General features: G+C 70.4%; 14 protein-coding genes and 1 tRNA gene. 12 read left to right on the forward strand and 3 right to left on the reverse strand.

Going from position 1 to position 16,280, the window contains the following annotated elements:
• Nucleotides 1-55 precede the first annotated feature (55 nt).
• Nucleotides 56-1,240 carry a Gfo/Idh/MocA family protein gene (locus tag ACP15J_RS10695; protein WP_424936974.1) on the reverse strand — a complete coding sequence of 395 codons (1,185 nt, stop codon included), beginning with the start codon at nucleotides 1,238-1,240 and terminating at the stop codon, nucleotides 56-58.
• A 144-nt stretch (nucleotides 1,241-1,384) separates the two neighbouring features.
• Here ACP15J_RS10695 and iolC point away from each other — a divergent pair, with 144 nt between their 5' ends.
• From iolC to ACP15J_RS10745, 10 genes are all read left to right on the forward strand, one after another.
• Entirely contained in the window at nucleotides 1,385-2,335 is a 951-nt protein-coding gene (iolC, locus tag ACP15J_RS10700) for a 5-dehydro-2-deoxygluconokinase (RefSeq protein WP_424936975.1), read from the forward strand.
• 1 nt (nucleotide 2,336) lies between these two features.
• Nucleotides 2,337-3,239 carry a class I fructose-bisphosphate aldolase gene (locus tag ACP15J_RS10705; RefSeq protein ID WP_424936976.1) on the forward strand — a complete coding sequence of 301 codons (903 nt, stop codon included), beginning with the start codon at nucleotides 2,337-2,339 and terminating at the stop codon, nucleotides 3,237-3,239.
• Between the two features lie 51 nt (nucleotides 3,240-3,290).
• A complete protein-coding gene (locus ACP15J_RS10710; protein ID WP_424936977.1) occupies nucleotides 3,291-4,808 on the forward strand; it encodes a CoA-acylating methylmalonate-semialdehyde dehydrogenase in 1,518 nt (505 codons plus the stop codon).
• A gap of 168 nt (nucleotides 4,809-4,976) precedes the next feature.
• A complete protein-coding gene (iolB, locus tag ACP15J_RS10715) occupies nucleotides 4,977-5,873 on the forward strand; it encodes a 5-deoxy-glucuronate isomerase (protein WP_424936978.1) in 897 nt (298 codons plus the stop codon).
• 1 nt (nucleotide 5,874) lies between these two features.
• Nucleotides 5,875-7,791 carry a 3D-(3,5/4)-trihydroxycyclohexane-1,2-dione acylhydrolase (decyclizing) gene (gene iolD / locus ACP15J_RS10720; protein ID WP_424936979.1) on the forward strand — a complete coding sequence of 639 codons (1,917 nt, stop codon included), beginning with the start codon at nucleotides 5,875-5,877 and terminating at the stop codon, nucleotides 7,789-7,791.
• 103 nt (nucleotides 7,792-7,894) lie between these two features.
• Nucleotides 7,895-8,878 (forward strand): sugar ABC transporter substrate-binding protein, encoded by a 984-nt coding sequence (locus ACP15J_RS10725; RefSeq protein WP_424936980.1) that lies wholly within the window; start codon nucleotides 7,895-7,897, stop codon nucleotides 8,876-8,878.
• Nucleotides 8,878-9,921 (forward strand): ABC transporter permease, encoded by a 1,044-nt coding sequence (locus ACP15J_RS10730; RefSeq protein ID WP_424936981.1) that lies wholly within the window; start codon nucleotides 8,878-8,880, stop codon nucleotides 9,919-9,921. Before ACP15J_RS10725 ends, ACP15J_RS10730 begins: the two co-directional genes overlap by 1 nt.
• The gene (locus ACP15J_RS10735; protein ID WP_424936982.1) at nucleotides 9,918-10,724 is read left to right on the forward strand and encodes an ATP-binding cassette domain-containing protein; all 807 of its coding nucleotides are present in this window, start codon (nucleotides 9,918-9,920) and stop codon (nucleotides 10,722-10,724) included. Before ACP15J_RS10730 ends, ACP15J_RS10735 begins: the two co-directional genes overlap by 4 nt.
• A gap of 227 nt (nucleotides 10,725-10,951) precedes the next feature.
• On the forward strand, nucleotides 10,952-12,370 hold the full coding sequence (locus ACP15J_RS10740; protein WP_424936983.1) for an MFS transporter: 1,419 nt from the start codon (nucleotides 10,952-10,954) through the stop codon (nucleotides 12,368-12,370).
• A 278-nt stretch (nucleotides 12,371-12,648) separates the two neighbouring features.
• A complete protein-coding gene (locus ACP15J_RS10745) occupies nucleotides 12,649-13,701 on the forward strand; it encodes a hypothetical protein (protein ID WP_424936984.1) in 1,053 nt (350 codons plus the stop codon).
• Nucleotides 13,702-13,752: 51 nt separating this feature from the next.
• Here the strand turns inward: ACP15J_RS10745 and ACP15J_RS10750 are convergent, their stop codons facing one another.
• A complete protein-coding gene (locus ACP15J_RS10750) occupies nucleotides 13,753-14,340 on the reverse strand; it encodes a TetR/AcrR family transcriptional regulator (protein WP_424936985.1) in 588 nt (195 codons plus the stop codon).
• A gap of 101 nt (nucleotides 14,341-14,441) precedes the next feature.
• Here ACP15J_RS10750 and ACP15J_RS10755 point away from each other — a divergent pair, with 101 nt between their 5' ends.
• Both ACP15J_RS10755 and ACP15J_RS10760 read left to right on the forward strand, forming a co-directional pair.
• Entirely contained in the window at nucleotides 14,442-15,179 is a 738-nt protein-coding gene (locus tag ACP15J_RS10755) for an SDR family oxidoreductase (protein ID WP_424936986.1), read from the forward strand.
• 352 nt (nucleotides 15,180-15,531) lie between these two features.
• Nucleotides 15,532-15,738: a hypothetical protein gene (locus tag ACP15J_RS10760; RefSeq protein ID WP_197220623.1), complete on the forward strand. Its 207-nt coding sequence runs from the start codon at nucleotides 15,532-15,534 to the stop codon at nucleotides 15,736-15,738.
• Between the two features lie 181 nt (nucleotides 15,739-15,919).
• Here the strand turns inward: ACP15J_RS10760 and ACP15J_RS10765 are convergent.
• Nucleotides 15,920-15,993 (reverse strand) — tRNA-Gly (locus ACP15J_RS10765).
• Nucleotides 15,994-16,280: the final 287 nt, after the last annotated feature.

The following is a 16,280-nucleotide window of genomic DNA, read 5'->3' on the forward strand; positions in this document are numbered from 1 at the left end:
CGTCTTTCGTGGCGGCGGAAGGTGAGCCCGCGGGTCAGGGGCTTGCTCGATGGCCTCAGCGGTCGACGGTGGTCTCTCCCTGGACGGCGGGCACCTCGGCCCAGGAGCCGGACGCGGCGGAGCGCTCGATCGCGTCGACGATCTCGGCCGCGGACCAGGCGTCCGCCGCCGACGGGGCGAGCTGTCGTCCCGTGGCGACCGAGCGGAGGAAGAGCGCGGCCTCGATCGTCTTCAGGTCGTCGAACCCCATGCCGGTGCCCGCCCCGGGCTGGAACGCGGAGAACCCCGGGAAGTCCGGCCCCGCCATCACGGTGCGATAGCCGGCGGGAGAGTCGGCGAGCTGGAGCTCGTTCAGCCGCTGGAAGTCCCAGCGCAGCGAGCCGCGGGTGCCGTACACCTCGAGTGCGTACTCGGCGCGCGGGCCGATCGCGATGCGACTGGACTCGAGCGTCCCGACGGCGCCCGAGTCGAACCGGACCAGCGCCGATGCGTAGTCCTCGTTCTCGACCTCTCCGGTCGGACCGCCCTCGGCGCCGCGGCTGAAGTGGCTCGCGGCCCCTGCCGTGGGCAGGGGCCGCTCGGTGAGGAAGGTACGCGTCTGGCCCGTGAGCGACGTGATCCGGCCGACGACGTACTGCGCGAGGTCGGCGCCGTGTGAGAGAAGGTCGCCGAGCACGCCCGAGCCGGACCTGGCTCGCAGGAAGCGCCAGGTGAGCGCGCCGGCGGGGTCGGCGGAGTAGTCGGCCAGGAGTGACACGCGCACGTGGGTGACCTCCCCCAGCGCTCCGTCGCGGACGAGCTCGCGCGCCCGGGCGACGGCCGGCGCGTGGCGGTAGTTGAACCCGACGGAGGTGACGAGGCCGGCGTCGGCGGCGCCGCGGGCGATGGCCTCGGACTCCGTGGCAGAGCGTCCCATCGGCTTCTCGATCCAGAACGGCTTGCCCGCGGCGATCGCGGCGAGCGCGATCTCGTGGTGGAGGAAGTTCGGCGAGCAGATCGAGACGACGTCGACGTCGGGGTGGGCGAGCACCTTGCGGTAGTCGTCGACGGCCTCGCGATAGCCCAGCGCGCCGGTCGCGTGGGCGCGTCCTCCCTCGTCCGGGTCCGCGGCGGCGATCAGCCTCGCGCGAGCGGGAAGATCGGGATAGTGCTGCGGGGCCGCGAGATAGGCGCGGGAGTGCAGGCGCCCCATCCAGCCGACCGAGACCAGTCCCACGCCCAGCATCTCGTGCTCGCCCATCCGCGCTCCTCTCGCGTCTTCGCGCCCCGACGCTCGTCGTCGCGCTTGACAGCATATCCCGGACAATGATCATATGTAAGGACAAAGTTTGCGGGTCCGGCCCCGGACCGCGACACGGCGGATGGCGACAGGGAGCAGGAGCAGATGGCCAGCAGTCCCGAGGTGCTCACGTTCGGCCGGCTCGGCGTCGACCTCTACCCGTTGCAGAGCGGCGTGGGTCTCGACGAGGTCGAGACCTTCGGCAAGTTCCTCGGCGGGAGCGCGGCGAACGTCGCGGTGGCCGCCGCTCGTCACGGGCGCAGGGCCGGGCTGATCTCCCGCGTCGGCGACGATCCGTTCGGGCGCTATCTGCGGGCCGAGCTCGGCCGGCTCGGCGTCGACGCGGCCGCCGTGCGGACGGACCCGAGGCTGAAGACGCCGATCACGTTCTGCGAGATCTTCCCGCCGGACGACTTTCCGCTCTACTTCTACCGGGAGCCCAAGGCTCCCGACCTGAACGTCGAGCCAGGGGAGCTCCCCCTGACGGCGATCGAGGAGGCAGGGGTGTTCTGGATCACGGCGACCGGGCTCTCCGTCGAGCCCAGCCGTGCCGCGCACGCCGAGGCGTTGCGCCGGCGTGCGCGCCGTCGGCACACGGTCCTCGATCTCGACTACCGGCCGATGTTCTGGGAGTCGCCGGCCACGGCCACCGCCCAGGTGTCGGCCGTTCTCGAGCACGTGACGGTCGCGGTGGGCAACCGCGAGGAATGCGAGGTGGCGGTGGGCGAGACCGAGCCCGACCGGGCTGCCGACGCGCTGCTGGACCGGGGCGTGGAGCTCGCGATCGTGAAGCAGGGGCCCAGGGGGGTGCTGGCCAAGTCCCGCGACGAGCGCGTCGAGGTCCCGCCACACCCGGTCGAGGTCGTCAACGGCCTCGGCGCGGGTGACGCGTTCGGCGGTGCGCTCTGCCACGGGCTCCTCGCCGGGTGGGGTCTGGAGCGGACCCTCCGCTTCGCGAACGTCGCCGGCGCGATCGTCGCCGGCCGCCTGGAGTGCTCGACCGCAATGCCGACCAGCGACGAGGTGGAGCAGATCCTCGACCGGAAGGCGGCCTGAGATGGTCTCGGAGAGCGACTTCGCCCGGCTGCGTGACCTGCGCGCCACGGACCCCGCGGCGATCGACCGCGCGCTCGCGTCGCGTCGCCGGCGCGATCTGCTCCGCGGCGACGGAAGGCTGTTCATCGTCGCCGCCGACCATCCCGCCCGCGGTGCGCTGGCGGTCGGCGCGGATCCGATCGCCATGGCCGACCGCTACTCCCTGCTGGACCGGCTCGCCGTCGCGCTCGCGCACCCCGGGGTGGACGGCGTTCTCGGGACCCCGGACGTCATCGACGACCTGGCGGCGCTCGGGCTGCTCGACGACAAGATCGTCGTCGGGTCGATGAACCGCGGCGGGCTCAGGGGAGCCGCCTTCGAGATGGACGACCGCTATACCGGCTACGACGTGCCGACCATGGCCGCACGGGGGATCGACGTGGCCAAGGCCCTGATCCGGATCGACCACGCCGACTCCGGCACCGCGGCGACCCTGGAGTCCACCGCGCGGGCCGTGACGCAGGCGGCCGACGCCGGGCTCCCCATCATGCTGGAGCCCTTCCTGTCCACGCGGCGTGATGGCCGGATCGTGAACGACCTCAGTCCCGACGCGGTGATCCTCTCGATCGCCATCGCGCAGGGGCTCGGAGCCTCGAGCGCGCAGACCTGGATGAAGCTTCCCGTCGTGCCCGAGATGGAACGGGTCATGGCGGCGACGACCTTGCCGACGCTCCTGCTCGGCGGTGACTCCGGCGCGGATCCGGAGGAGACCTTCGCGGCGTGGGAGGGGGCGCTGGCGCTGCCGGGCGTCCGGGGGCTCACCGTCGGCCGCACCCTTCTGTACCCGCCGGACGGCGACGTGGAGGGCGCCGTCGCGACCGCGGCCCGCCTCGTGCATGCCCCGACGCCGGCCCCCCAGTCCTGAGCGGCGCGAGCGCGACCGCCGAATGAGAAAACCGAGACCGAAGGAAGACCGATGAGCACCGACCTCCCCGTGATCGGCCACTGGATCGACGGCGCCCCGCGCGTCTCGCGCAGTGGGCGCACCGCTCCCGTCCACAATCCGGCGACCGGCGCGCAGACCGCGGCCGTGGCGCTGGCTGATCAGACCGAGATCGATGCGGCGATCGCGTCGGCCGAGCGTGGGGCGGAGGTCTGGGCGGGCTATTCGATCGCCAAGCGCCAGACGGTGATGTTCGCCTTCCGGGAGCTCCTGAACGCGCGTCGGGACGAGTTGGCGGCGATCATCACGGCGGAGCACGGCAAGGTGCTCAGCGACGCGATGGGCGAGATCCTGCGCGGACAGGAGGTCGTCGAGCTCGCCTGCGGCTTCCCGCACCTGCTCAAGGGCGGATACAGCGAGAATGCCTCGACCGGCATCGACGTCTACTCGCTCACGCAGCCGCTCGGCGTGGTCGGCATCGTCAGCCCCTTCAACTTCCCGGCGATGGTGCCGATGTGGTTCTTCCCGATCGCGATCGCCGCCGGCAACGCCGTGGTCCTCAAGCCCAGCGAGAAGGACCCCTCGGCCGCGCTCTGGATGGCCGCGCTGTGGAAGGAGGCGGGGCTCCCGGATGGCGTCTTCACCGTCCTCCAGGGTGACAAGCTGGCCGTGGACGGGCTCATCGAGAGCCCGATCGTGCAGGCGATCTCGTTCGTGGGGTCCACGCCGATCGCGCAGTACATCTACGAGGGCGCCTCGCGCAACGGAAAGCGCGTCCAGGCCCTGGGCGGAGCGAAGAACCATATGCTCGTGCTCCCCGACGCGGACCTCGACCTCGTCGCCGACCAGGCGGTGAACGCCGGGTATGGCGCGGCGGGGGAGCGGTGCATGGCGATCTCGGTCGTCCTGGCCGTGGAGCCGGTGGCGGACGAGCTGATCGCGAAGATCGGCGAGCGGATCGCCGCGCTGCGCATCGGTGACGGTGCGGGGTCCGAGGGCCGTGAGCCCGATATGGGCCCGCTCATCTCCCGCGAGCACCGTGACAAGGTGGCGGGGTACGTCGACATCGCGGAGTCGGACGGCGCGGTGGTCGTGGTGGACGGTCGCGATGTGGTGGTCGAGGGGCACGAGGAGGGCTTCTTCTTCGGTCCCACGCTGCTCGACGGGGTGCCGACCACGTCACGGGCCTATACGGAGGAGATCTTCGGGCCCGTGCTCTCGGTCGTGCGCGTGCGCACCTTCCAGGAGGGCGTCGATCTCATCAACTCGGGCCGGTTCGGCAACGGCACCGCGATCTTCACGAACGACGGTGGCGCGGCGCGTCGGTTCCAGCACGAGGTGCAGGTCGGCATGATCGGGATCAACGTGCCGATCCCGGTCCCCGTCGCCTACCACTCGTTCGGTGGCTGGAAGGCCTCGCTCTTCGGCGACGCCAAGGCCTACGGCACGCACGGCTTCGGCTTCTTCACCAGAGAGAAGGCGATCACCAGCCGCTGGCTGGACCCGGCGAAGCACGGCGGCATCAACCTCGGATTCCCGCAGAACGACTGAACGGGCCACCATGGACCGCGAGACTGCATCTCCGTCACGAGACCGAGGATTTGTTACTAGGTCTCGTGACGGAGAAGCAATCTCGCGGAGGGGAGAGCGGGCGAGGACGGGAGTGGCGAGGACGGGAGTGGCGATGAGGGGAGCGCGGGCGATGAAGGGAGAGCGGCGATGAGCGGACAGCGGTGGGTGCATCCCCGAGGGTCGCTGACCAGGGACGGCTGGGAGACGGCGGTGGACGGCGCCCTGAACGGATGGGAGCACACGGGCCTCCTCGTCGCCGAGCTCGCCGGCACCGCAGCACCTCCCCTTCTTCCGGGGACGGAGAAGATCGTCGTGCCCCTCTCCGGGTCCTTCCGCGTCACGGTCGACGAGGGCGAGGGGACGCGGACGATCGATCTCGACGGGCGCCCCGGCGTCTTCGCCGGCCCCACCGACGTGCTCTACCTGTCCACCGCCGCGACCGCCACGGTCACTGGGGACGGTCGTGTCGCCGTGGTGACGTCGCCGACCGCACGGGTGCGTCCGACCGTGCGGATCCCGGCGGCGGACACCCCCGTCGAGCTGCGCGGCGCGGGGGCGTCGAGCCGCCAGGTGCACAACTTCGGCACCCCGCCGGCGCTCGACGCCGACCGGCTGATCGTGTGCGAGGTCATCACCCCGGCCGAGAACTGGTCGTCGTACCCGCCGCACAAGCACGACGAGGACGTGCCGGGGGCCGAGTCCCGGCTGGAGGAGATCTACTACTTCGAGGCGGCGCCCGCGGAGCGAGGGCGGGGGACCGCCGAGGCGGCGTTCGGCACGTTCTCGGCCTACTCCTCCCCGGCCGGATCGCTCGACGTCAACGCGATGGTGCGCACCGGTGACGTGGTGCTCGTGCCCCACGGCTATCACGGGCCTGCCGCCGCCGCACCCGGCTATGACCTTTACTACCTGAACGTGATGGCAGGACCGGGCCCGGAGCGGGCCTGGCTCATCAGCGACGACCCCGCCCATGCCTGGGTGCGGGAGACCTGGGCGGGGCAGCGGATCGACGAGCGCCTGCCTTTCGGCGGCGAGGAGGACTGAGATGGCGACGACGCGGATGACGGTGGGCCAGGCTCTCATCGCGTTCCTGGCGAACCAGTACACGGTCGACGGCGACATCAGGGAGCGGACCATCCCCGGAGTGTTCGGGATCTTCGGGCATGGGAACGTCGCGGGGCTCGGCCAGGCCCTGCAGCAGCTCAACGCGCAGGAGCCGGCCCTGATGCCGTACCACCAGGCGCGCAACGAGCAGGCGATGGTGCACCAGGCGGTGGGCTACGCCCGCATGCACCGTCGTCGCGCCACCTACGCCGCCGCCGCGTCGGTCGGCCCCGGCGCGACGAACATGCTCACCGGGGCGGCGCTGGCCACGACCAACCGGCTCCCCGTGCTGCTGCTGCCCAGCGACACCTTCGCGACGAGGGTCGCCGATCCGGTCCTGCAGCAGCTGGAGCAGCCGCACGACATCGGCCTCACGGTGAACGACGCGTTCCGGCCGCTCTCCCGCTTCTTCGATCGCGTCCAGCGCCCCGAGCAGCTCTTCTCGATCGCGCTCGCCGCGATGCGCGTCCTCACCGACCCCGCCGAGACCGGCGCGGTCACGATCGCGCTCCCCGAGGACGTGCAGGCCGAAGCGCTCGACGTCCCCGACGAGTTCCTCCGGGAGCGCGAGTGGGTGATTCGCCGTCCGCTCCCGGAGCACTGGGCGCTCGCGCGGGCGGTCGAGCTGATCCGCGCGGCCGAGCGACCGCTCATCGTGGCCGGGGGCGGTGTGATCTACTCGGGCGCCGAGGAGGCGCTGCGGGCTCTGGTCGAGGCCACGGGGATCCCGGTCGCGACCACGCAGGCGGGAGGGGGCGCGCTGCCCTGGGACCACCCGCAGTACCTCGGCGGCGTCGGCGCGACCGGCACCACGGCCGCGAACCGCCTGGCTGCGGAGGCCGACCTCGTGATCGGGATCGGGACGCGGTACAGCGACTTCACCACCGCGTCGCGCACGGCGTTCCGACACCCCGGCGTCGCGTTCGTGAACGTCAACATCGCCGCCTTCGACGCGTACAAGCACGGGACCACGGTGCCGGTCGTCGCCGACGCCGCCGAGACGCTTGTGCGGATGACGGACGCGCTCGCCGGCCACGCGGTCGCGCCGGCGCTCGCCGAGCGGATCGCCCGCGAGAAGCGCAGCTGGGACGCGATCGTCGACACGGCGCTGGCGCCGACCGGGGCCGCCCTTCCCGGCCAGCCGGAGATCATCGGCGCGGTGCACGCCGCCAGCGCACCCGAGGACGTCATCGTGCAGGCCGCGGGCTCTCTCCCCGGCGATCTGCACAAGCTCTGGCGGGTGCGGGATCCGCTGGGGTACCACGTCGAGTACGCCTTCTCGTGCATGGGGTACGAGATCGCCGGCGGCATGGGCGCGAAGCGCGGCCTCGTCGACCTCGGTGACGACAGGGACGTGATCGTCATGGTCGGTGACGGCTCCTACCTCATGCTCTCCAGCGAGTTGGCGACGGCGGTCGCGGAGGGGATCAAGATCATCGTCGTGCTCGTGCAGAACCATGGGTACGCCTCGATCGGGCATCTGTCCGAGACGGTCGGCTCCGAGCGGTTCGGGACGAAGTACCGTGCGTACGACCCGCAGTCCCGGAACTTCCAGGGCGAGCAGCTGCTGCCGGTGGACCTCGCGATGAACGCCCGCAGCTACGGGATCGACGTGATCGAGGTCGCGCCGGGACCCGACGCCGTGCGCGATCTCTCCGCCGCGGTGCGGCAGGCGAAGGCCTCGCCGCGGGCGACGTTCATCCACGTCGACGCCGATCCGCTCGTCTATGCCCCGGACGGCGAAGGCTGGTGGGATGTGCCGGTGGCGGAGGTCTCGGCGCGGGAGACGACGCGACGTGCCCGCGCGGAGTACGAGCGGCGGGTCGTGGCGCAACGCCCGCTCCTGGGCGACAGTTAGATAATATGTCTTGACAAAGTCTACGGGTGCGGCACAGAATCGACCGACACCCGCCGTTCTGGCCCGTTCGTCGTCGAGCGGACCGCACCCGAAGGGAACCTCGATGAAGAAGTCACTCCTCGCAGGGATCGGCCTCGCTGCCGCCGCCCTCGTCCTCGCCGGATGCTCGGGCACCGGCCAGCCCGCCCAGACCGGCGCTGCCGGCGGGGGCGGCGCGGCGGGAACGACCGAGCACAGCTACGCGGTCGTCACCCACTCCGCCCCCGGCGACGCGTTCTGGGACCGCGTCAAGTCGGGCGCGGAGCAGGCCGGTGCGGACTACCGCGCCAGCATCCTCTACAACGGCGATCCCGACCCCGCCAAGCAGTCGCAGCTGATCGACAACGCGGTGGCGCAGAAGGTGGACGGCATCGTCGTCTCGATGGCCAATCCGGACGGCCTCAAGGACAGCGTCGAGCGCGCGGTGAAGGCCGGGATCCCCGTGGTCACGATCAACTCCGGCATGGAGAGGTCCCAGGAGTTCGGCGCGATCACCCACATCGGCCAGAGCGAGACCGTCGCGGGCGCCGCCGTCGGCAAGCGGCTGGGCGACGATGGACTCAAGAACGTGCTGTGCGTGATCCACGAGGCGGGCAACGTCGGCCTCGAGGACCGGTGCTCCTCCGCGAAGGGGGCGTTCGGCGGCACGATGGAGAACATCCAGGTGGACGGCACGAACGACGCCGAGGTGAAGAACACCCTCCGCGCCAAGCTCCAGTCCGACCCGTCGGTCGACGGCGTGCTCACGCTCGGCGGACAGTACGCGATCGACGCGGTCGGGGCCGCCACGGAGTCCGGGAGCGCGGCGAAGGTCGCCACGTTCGACCTCTCCAGCGACGTCATCACGCAGATCGAGGCGGGGAAGATCGTCTTCGCCGTCGACCAGCAGCCCTATGTGCAGGGCTTCCTCGGCGTCTCCGCGCTCTATCTCAACACGATCAACGGCAACACGATCGGCGGCGGGCAGCCGGTGTACTCGGGGCCGGCGTTCGTGACCGAGGACAACGCGGCGCAGGTGGCGGAGTTCGCGAAGAACGGCACCCGCTGATGACGACCACCGACATCGTCACGGTCGCCAGCAGACCGCGGATGGAGCGCAACGTCGTGCGCTCGCTGCTGTCCCGCCCGGAGATCGGCGCGCTCGTCGCCGCGCTGGCCGTGATGCTCTTCTTCACCTTCTACACCGGCAACTTCATGACGCTCGCGGGCGCGGGCGTCTGGCTCGAGTCGGCATCGACCTTCGGGATCATGGCCGTGGCCGTCGCGATGCTCATGATCGGCGGGGAGTTCGACCTCTCGGCGGGCGTCATGACCGGGTTCACGGCGCTCGTGGTCGGCATCGTCACCACGCAGTGGGGCCTGAACATCTGGGTCGCCGCCCTCCTGTCGCTCGCGCTCGCGCTGGCGATCGGGGCGCTCAACGGCTACATGGTGATGAAGACGGGCCTGCCCAGCTTCATCGTCACCCTCGGCACGTTCTTCATCCTCGCGGGGATCGACCTCGCCGTGACCAAGCTCGTCACGGGACAGGTCGCGATCCAGGGAATGACGAACGTGCCGATGTACGACACGATCCAGCCGCTGTTCGGCTCCTCGGTCACGATCGGCGGCGGCACGTTCTACATCTCCGTGCTCTGGTGGCTCCTCGTCACGGTGCTCGCCACCTGGGTGCTGCTGCGCACACGGCCGGGCAACTGGATCTTCGCGGTCGGCGGGCAGGTCACCTCGGCGCGCCAGGTGGGGGTGCCGGTCATGCGGACCAAGATCGGCCTTTTCATGACCACCGCCGGCGCCGCCTGGCTCGTGGGCATGATCTCGCTGTTCCGCACCTCGACGGTGCAGGCGAACACCGGAGTGGGTCAGGAGTTCATCTACATCATCTGCGCCGTCGTCGGCGGCTGCCTCATGACCGGGGGCTTCGGCTCGGCGATCGGCGCGGCGCTGGGTGCCCTCATCTACGGCATGGTGTTCCAGGGCATCACGTTCGCCCAGTGGGACACGAACTGGCTGCGCACCGTGCTCGGCGTGATGCTCCTGTTCGCTGTGCTGCTCAACCACTACGTGCGCCTCAAGGGCGGAGGTCGATCATGAGCGCTCCGATCATCGAGGTCAAGGGCGTCGGCAAGAGCTACGGACCGGTCAACGCGTTGTACGGCATCTCCACGCAGGTCTCCGCGGGGACGGTGACCTGCGTGCTCGGCGACAACGGCGCGGGGAAGTCCACCTTCATCAAGACGCTGGCCGGCGTGCACAAGCCGACCGAGGGCGAGCTGCTGATCGACGGGAAGCCGGTCGCGTTCGAGTCACCGCGCGCCGCCCTCGACGCGGGGATCGCGACGGTGTACCAGGACCTCGCCGTCGTGCCGCTCATGCCCGTGTGGCGCAACTTCTTCCTCGGCAGCGAGCTGACCCGGGGGAAGGGGCCCTTCCGTCGCCTCGACGTGAAGGCGATGCGCGAGATCACGATCACCGAGCTCCTCAACATGGGTATCGACCTGCGCGACGTGGACCAGCCGATCGGGACGCTCTCGGGCGGGGAGCGCCAGTGCGTCGCGATCGCTCGCGCCGTGTACTTCGGCGCGAGGGTGCTCATCCTCGACGAGCCCACCGCCGCCCTCGGAGTGAAGCAGTCGGGCGTGGTGCTGAAGTACATCGCCCGTGCCCGCGACCGCGGTCTCGGCGTGGTGTTCATCACGCACAACCCGCACCACGCCTATCCGGTCGGCGACCGGTTCCTGCTCCTCAACCGTGGGACGAGCCTCGGCGACTTCCCGAAGAGCGAGATCACGCTCGCGGAGCTCACGAGCATGATGGCAGGCGGTGCCGAGCTCGACTCTCTCGCGCACGAGCTCGAGCGCTCGGAGCCTGTTCCCGCGGGCGGTGCAGCCCGCTGAGGCGTCGCGTCGACGGAAATCCCGGGGTGAGGGGCCCGCGATCCGTGTGACCGCGTGCGGAGACGTCCCGTTCTCGTCTGATCGAGAGCGGGACGTCTCCTTTCTCTGTGCCGCCGTCCGCGGGAATGCCGGTGCATGGTGGTGGGTTTGCTCTGAATACAGTACCCCCCTAGGGTATAATCATCCGGTGCCGCCGGTGATTCCCCCCTCCCGAATGGAGTCGTCCCGTGTCCTCGTCACTCTCCGTGCCCTCGTCGGCCCCTGCGTCCCGCACACGATGGTGGGGTCTGGTCCTCATCGCGCTGGCACAGTTCATGGTCATCATGGACGCGTCGATCATCGGCGTCGCCCTGCCTCGCATGCAGGCTGATCTGGGTTTCACTCCGAACACGCTCTCCTGGGTGTTCAACGCCTACGTCATCGCGCTCGGTGGGCTGCTGCTCCTCGGCGGCCGCCTGTCCGACCTGTTCGGGCCGCGCAGGATGTTCGCGACGGGGTGGGTGATCCTCGCAGCCGGATCCCTCGTCGCCGGTCTCGCCGACGGTGTCGTCGTCGAGCTCGTCGGCCGGGTGCTGCAGGGCGCGGGATCCGCTCTCATCGCCCCCGCTGCGTTGACGCTCCTCATGATGCTCTTCGGCGCCCAGCCGAGGGAGCTCACCAAGGCGATGGCGTTCTACGGGGCGGCAGCACCCGCCGGCGGCACCGCGGGGGTGTTCCTCGGCGGTGTCATCACCGAGTTCGCCTCGTGGCCGTGGGTCTTCCTCATCAACGTGCCGATCGCCGTGCTGGTGCTGCTGCTCATGTGGCGGGCGCTCCCCGCGGGCGACGTCGGGGCGCGCGGCTCCGTCGACGTGATCGGCGCGCTCACCGTGACGGCGGGCATCGCCGCGCTCGTCTACGGCATCGTCCGCACCGAGGCCGTCGGATGGGCGGCGGCCGAGACGTGGATCGCGATCTCGGCCGGTGTCGTGCTGCTGGCGGTCTTCGTGATCGTGCAGCGCGTCACGCGCACGCCGTTGATGCGGCTGTCGATCTTCCGCTCCCCGAACCTCGGCGCCGCCAACCTCGCCCAGGTGCTCCTCGGGGCGGCCTGGGTGCCGATGTGGTTCTTCCTCAACCTCTACCTGCAGCAGGTCCTCGGGTTCACGGCCTTCCCGGCCGGGGCGGCGCTCCTGCCGATGACGGTCCTGATCATGATCGGGATGATCGTGCTCGCCCCGCGGATCATCGCCGCTTTCGGACCCAAGGTCCCGATCGTCGCCGGCCTGCTCATCCTCGCCGCCGGCCTGGGATGGATGGCGTTCATCCGGCCCGATGGCGGCTACTGGACCGATGCGTTCGGGCCGTCGCTCGTCGTCGCGTTCGGGCAGGCGCTGGCCTTCATCCCCTCGCTGCAGACCGCGATCTCGGCGGCACCGCCGGAGGAGGGCGGCCTGGCCTCCGGCATCGTCAACACGAGCTACCAGGTCGGCTCCGCGATCGGTCTCGCGGTCGTCTCGGCGGTCGCTGCAGGCTTCGGCGCGGGCGCGCTGGGCGACCCAGTGGCGCTGACCGGCGGCTATTCCGCGGCCTTCGTCGTCGCGGGCGCGATCGCCCTGCTCGGCGCGGTGCTCACGCTGATCCTGTTCCGCGCCCGGCGGGCCTGACGCGCGGCGGGGCGAGGGCTGCGGAGCTCCAGAGTCGGTGGGCCCCGCATCGTGTCTCCGGTCGAGACCGTGGATGTCCACGTCGTCTCGACCGGGGACGCCCGCGCCGTGCAGGCGGACGGTGACCGCGGCGCCGAAGAGCCGACGGAGGCTCGAACCTCTCGCGATCCGGGTGGGATTCTCCCTTTGATCGTGCGAACGTCGTGTGGTCGTCGTGGCGCTCGGATAGGAAGGTCGATGGCGGCGTGCGCCCCGATCGCGTCCGCTATCCATCCCCCATGGAAGGTCTTCTCATCGTGGAGAACAGCGAATCCTCCCTGTCCGAAGAACGAGTGATCGGACGACGCACGATCGTCAAAGGCGCCGCATGGTCCATCCCGATCATCGCCACGGCCACCGCCGTCCCGCAGGCGGCGGCCTCGACCGGCGGCTGCTCCGGAACGGTCCGGGTCACCGGGTACGGCCAGGCCAGAGACCTGGAGATCCCTCCCTGCGCGACGATCGTCACCTACGAGATCGCCGGCGCCGGCGGTGGCTATACCGGTAACGCACCGGGGCCGGACCGGGAGGCGGACGGAGGCCGAGGCGCGTTGCTGACCGGAACGCTGACGGGCGTGGCCGGACAGACCCTGCACCTCATCCCCGGCAACCCGGGCGAATCCTCTTCCACCACAAAACAGGCGCTCGGAGGTTCGGGGTACGGCCCTGGACGGGGCGGCCACAGCGGCGGCTTGCCTGGCCGTCCCGTCAACCTCGCCGCCGCGGCGGGCGGCGGGGCCTCTGGCATCGGCATCGGCTCCGTCCCTCTCGTCGTAGCAGGTGCCGGAGGCGGCGCAGGCACGTCGATCGCTTATCGATACCCCGATCAGAACCCGGTGGCGCTTGCGGGACCGGGCGGCGATGCCGGGCAGCCCGGAGGCACCTCGATAGTGCGGAACAGCGTCGCCGACGTCTCCGCGCAGGGAGGGCAACCTGGCGCGGGCAGGGTCGGCGGCGCGGGAGGTGCGGGAACGACGCAGAACGGGTGGGAGGGCGGCCCTGAGTCCGGCGGCAGCGGAGTGTTGGCCGCCCTGAACGAGTTCTCGGCGATGTCCGGCGGTGGCGGGTCCGGATACGGAGGCGGCGGCAGCGGCGGCATCAGCATATACGCGCAGAACGACTCGTCGGGCCAGCTCCTCCGTATGTTCATCGGTGGAGGGGGTGGCGGTGGCGGCTCCTACGTCAACCCCGCCTACGCGACCATGACCACGACCGACCACGCGGACAACAACGGAAAGGGGGCCGCGCGCACGCCGGCGGGCCCGGGCTGGATCGTCATCACCTACAGCTGAGGCGTGCGGTCGTCCGATCCGAGCCGCTTCACGGCGCCGGCTCGTGCCCGTTCAGCCCGCTCCCCGGAGCGCCGAGGCGACGAGGCGCTCGACGTCGAGGTCGGCGAGGGAGACCTTGAGGATGAGCAGCCGGTGGTAGCAGGCTCCCCAGAGCTGGTCGACGATGATGTCGAGGTCGGCGTCCGGGGAGAGCTCGCCGTGGCGTTGCGCGGCGCGCAGTCGTTCGCGCGCCAGCTCCCGTCGCGGGAGGGCGTACGCGGAGGACCAGGCCTCGCCGAGGCCGGGCTCGATCTGGGCCGCGCCGATGAGCTCCGAGATCGGCTTCCCGGCGCGCGTGAGGAGCCCGATGAACGACGTGATCTGCGTGACGAGGTCGGCGTGGAGGTCACCGGTGTCGGGGAACTCCAGTTCGGGCTCGCTCTTGAGGAAGTACGCCTCGGCGGCCAGCGCTCCCGGAGACGTCCACCACTTGTAGAGCGTGGTCTTGCTTGCCCCGGACTCCTTGGCGATCCGTTCGAAGGTGATCGCCTGGATCCCTTCCTCGATGAGGAGGCGGCCGGCGGCGGCCAGGACCTCGGCGCGGACCTCGGCGGCGGGGCGGCGACCGCGGCCTCGCCGCGGGGGAGGGGAGCCAGACATCTTCGTTCCTTTGCGGACCGTTCCTTTGTGGACGCTTCGTTCATTACGATGCTATCGTCATTTATGAACTTATCGTCCACATCCTACCTCGAGGAGAGATCATGACCACGAAGACGGATCGCGTCGCCATCGTCACAGGCGGCTCCGGCGGCATCGGGCGTGCGAGCGCCGAGCGCCTCGCGGCGGACGGCATGGCCGTCGTGGTGCACTACGCGGGCAACGAGGCGCGGGCGTCGGAGGCGGTCTCGGAGATCGTCTCGCGGGGCGGGCGTGCGATCGCCGTGGGCGGGGACGTGGCCGACGAGAGCGCCATGGCGACGCTGTTCGAGGCCGCGGAGCAGGAGTTCGGCGGCGTCGACGTGCTCGTGCACACCGCGGGGATCATGCCGCTGGCGCCGATCGCACAGCTCGACCTCGACGCGTTCGACCGCGTGCTGCGGACGAACGTGCGTGGCACCTTCGTGGTCAACCAGCTCGCGGCCCAGCGGATGCGCGAGGGCGGCGCGATCGTGAACTTCTCCACCTCCGTCACCCGCCTGCAGACCCCGGGATACGGCGCCTATGCGGCCTCGAAAGGCGCGGTCGAGGCGATCGGCCTGATCCTGGCGCGCGAGCTGCGCGGACGCGACATCACCGTCAACACCGTCTCGCCCGGCCCCACGGCGACGCCGCTGTTCTTCGAGGGGAAGACCCCCGAGCAGGTCGGCGGCATCGCCGCCGCGAACCCCATGGGGCGCCTCGGCACCCCGGACGACATCGCGGAGATGGTGTCGTTCCTCGCGGGCTCTGGCCGCTGGGTCAACGGTCAGGTGCTCTACGTCAACGGCGGCGCGGCGTGAGTCGACACCCGTCGTCCGTCACGCCTTGGCCGCTGGAGGAATCGCCCGCCCATCGCGTCCGGACGGTCTGACGGACGCGAACGACCCCGCACCCTCTCGACGAAGTGGGCGGGGGTCGTTCGTCCTCCAACTGGCCGACAGACATCGTTCCGCCCGCTGGGTAACCTCCAAAGCTCGGCGGGAGCATATGGCCCCGTCGGTGACGAACGGAGGAAGGTCTAGATGAAGGCACGCCGAGGGGTCCCGGAGCCAGGAAATGGCTGAGTTCGTATCAACCGACTTCGGCGCCTACACGCTCACCCTGCTCTTTGCGATCGGGGTGGGGATCAACGTCGCCTGAGGAACACGATGGGTGCACGTCGTCGCGAATCTGCTCACTCTGTCGGCGTTCGCCTGCCTGGCGATCGCGTTCTCGACACGCTTCTCGTGGATGGTTCCTGGGTTCCTGCTGGTCGCGGTGGCGACCTTCGTCCTCACCGATACCGTCCAACGGGCCAGGGACAAACGAGAGCCGCCGGCAACGGCCGTCGAGCAGGAAGAGCCCAGCGACGCGGACTGAACGCTCTCCCTCGCCGGACGCCGTGAGCTCCCCGCCTCATCCGAATGGAGAGGGGCGGGGAGCTTCTGCTGAGACGGTGGACGCGCGGGGGCGCCGCACTCATGGGTCCGGACGTATGGTGACCGCGCGAGGCGCCGTTCGTCCGGACGGGCCGCGGGGCCTCGCGCAGGAGGTTCCTGAGTGGAGGGGCTGACGGGAATCGAACCCGCGCTGTCTGCTTGGGAAGCAGAAGTTCTGCCATTGAACTACAGCCCCAGACCGGTTCGGCCGCGAAAACACGCGGCAGAACAGGGTGCGGCCAGCCTACCCGCTCGGCGGGGGATCGCCAAACGCCGGTGGTCGTCGCGCTGTCCCGGTCTCGATTTGTCCCCCGAACGGAGGACGCGCGAACGCTCCGAGCGGAGTAGATTCGGATTCTTGTACGGAGTCTAAGTAAGGACAGCCTCTCCTTGGCTGCCGGTGGTCCGGCGTGGGCGAGGGAAGATTGAGATACCTAGAATGTCTAGTACTATCAGTTGGGGAACGACGGCGATTCCTGACCG

It is taken from the genome of Microbacterium sp. S308A+ (assembly GCF_049800815.1).
Classification (GTDB): Bacteria; Actinomycetota; Actinomycetes; order Actinomycetales; family Microbacteriaceae; genus Microbacterium.